Source organism: Pseudomonas proteolytica, from assembly GCF_007858275.1.
In the GTDB taxonomy this organism is placed as follows: domain Bacteria; phylum Pseudomonadota; class Gammaproteobacteria; order Pseudomonadales; family Pseudomonadaceae; genus Aquipseudomonas; species Aquipseudomonas proteolytica.
The window spans coordinates 1-1,742 of sequence record NZ_VFEV01000085.1 but is presented as its reverse complement, the minus strand read 5'-3'; the positions used below and the strand labels follow the sequence as shown (position 1 = coordinate 1,742).

Sequence of the window (1,742 nt, the reverse complement as noted above, 5' to 3'; positions counted from 1 at the left end):
CGGCAATACGCAGCTCGAACAGGCGATCGATCTCGTCAACCATCGGGCCTTGGGTGATTCGGAAGTAGCGCTGATATACGCTCATGGCATAGCTCCGCCCGCCGCTCACCGGCAGGCATGTAGGGGGATTGGGGTTAGGCTGCTGGGTGTTGCGCTGTATCGCGGAAAACATCCATCTGCGCCGCGCCGTCGAGCCATGCCGCTGCGATCCGGTGTTCAGCCATTGCGGCGTATTCCGGGTTTAGTTCGCACAGGATCGATTTGCGACCTTCCTGCATGGCGACCACCGCCGTAGTGCCGGCACCGCCGAAAGGGTCAAGCACGACGCCGCCGAGTGGCGCGCCGGCCAGAATGCAGGGTCGGATCAGGTCCGGAGGGAAGGTCGCGAAGTGCGCACCCTTGAAACCTTGCGTCGGCACTGTCCACACACTGCGCTTGTTACGAGTATCCAATGAATAGGCGCTTTCCTCTCGATCTGGCCGGTGTGTTCCCAGTGATTGCCCAGGGATAGCTTGCTCTCGCTTTGAATCATCGCGCTTGAAACTATCGCGCTTGCTACGAACGGCTTTCATTGGCCCGTTTGACTTTCCGGGCACTCGGTCGCTGCCCTGCTGTTGCTCGATATCCTGCGCCAGTCGCTTGATCGAGCTGTGCGCTACAGGCTCCTTGATCGCATCCTGGTCATAGTAATAGCGCGGTGACTTGCTCAACAGGAACAGGTATTCATGCGACTTTGTGCACCGGTCTCTGGTGGATTCAGGCATGGGGTTCGGCTTGTGCCAAATGATGTCCTGGCGCAGGTACCAACCATCATCTTGAAGGGCGAAGGCGAGGCGCCAGGGGATGCCCATGAGGTCTTTCGGCTTGATGCCAGTCGGATCTCGAGGGCGGACGCTCATTGTGCGAGCCTCCAGCTTTTCATCTACGCCGCGAGTGGTCCTGCCCCCGTTGGCGTAGCTATCGCCCATGTTCACCCAGATTGTTCCGTCATTGCGCAGCACCCGACGTACCTCGCGAAACACTTCAACGAGGCGCCCGACGAATTCAGCAGGTGTCTCCTCCAAGCCGATCTGGTCGGCCATACCGTAGTCACGCAGCCCGTAGTAGGGCGGAGACGTGACGCAGGTGTTCACCGACTGGTCCTTCAGCGTCCGCATCGACTCAATGCAGTCGCCGATCAAAACGCGATGTTGTTTCATGGGCGAGTTAGTCCTTGCCGCTATAGCGGCTGACTTTGAAGGGGGAGGGGTTACATCAAATCAGTTGTGCCAGTGCCAGCAGGCACCAGCAGTAGGCGGGGAGTTGGATTCAGTACGGCACGCATTCTTTGCAGTTCGCCGTCCAACCCCTGGAGCCGCAGCCATTGCAGACGTGTTCATCCTTGGCTGGCTCTGCTGGCTTGAGCGTATCCAGGATGTCGCGCAGGTAGCCGGTTGCGATTGATGGCTGCCTTCCTGCGCATTCAATCAACCGAGTGACAAACGTTATCGCTGAATCCGCTCGCTCATCCTCTGCGGTCAGCAGGGCTTGCAGGGCGTCACGCTCGGCGGTTACCCGGGTCAGTGCTTCGGCGTAAATGCGTCCTGCGTCTGGATGCCCAGTGCTAATCGTTATCTCACTCATGACCCACCTCCAAATAATCAGAAATCACAACCGACGGCCTCTGTAGGCAACCGGCATAAACACAAAATTGCCTCGTTTGTCTTTGATGACGGTCACCTTGTCACTGGTCAGACGCTTCA

2 protein-coding genes are annotated in these 1,742 nt (G+C 58.3%); both read right to left on the bottom strand.

The genetic code is table 11. The annotated features are described in order from the left end of the window. Positions 1-134: 134 nt before the first annotated feature. Positions 135-1,199 carry a DNA-methyltransferase gene (locus FIV38_RS29775; RefSeq protein ID WP_092235983.1) on the bottom strand — a complete coding sequence of 355 codons (1,065 nt, stop codon included), beginning with the start codon at positions 1,197-1,199 and terminating at the stop codon, positions 135-137. 109 nt (positions 1,200-1,308) lie between these two features. After that, positions 1,309-1,623, bottom strand: coding sequence for a hypothetical protein (locus FIV38_RS29770; RefSeq protein ID WP_092235985.1), 315 nt, complete (start codon positions 1,621-1,623; stop codon positions 1,309-1,311). Between the last annotated feature and the right edge of the window lie 119 nt (positions 1,624-1,742).

Excerpts from the sequence above, each read along its gene's own strand:
- FIV38_RS29770 (WP_092235985.1), bottom strand. The coding sequence starts at position 1,623 with ATGAGTGAGATAACGATTAGCACTGGGCATCCAGACGCAGGACGCATT.
- FIV38_RS29775 (WP_092235983.1), bottom strand. The coding sequence starts at position 1,199 with ATGAAACAACATCGCGTTTTGATCGGCGACTGCATTGAGTCGATGCGG.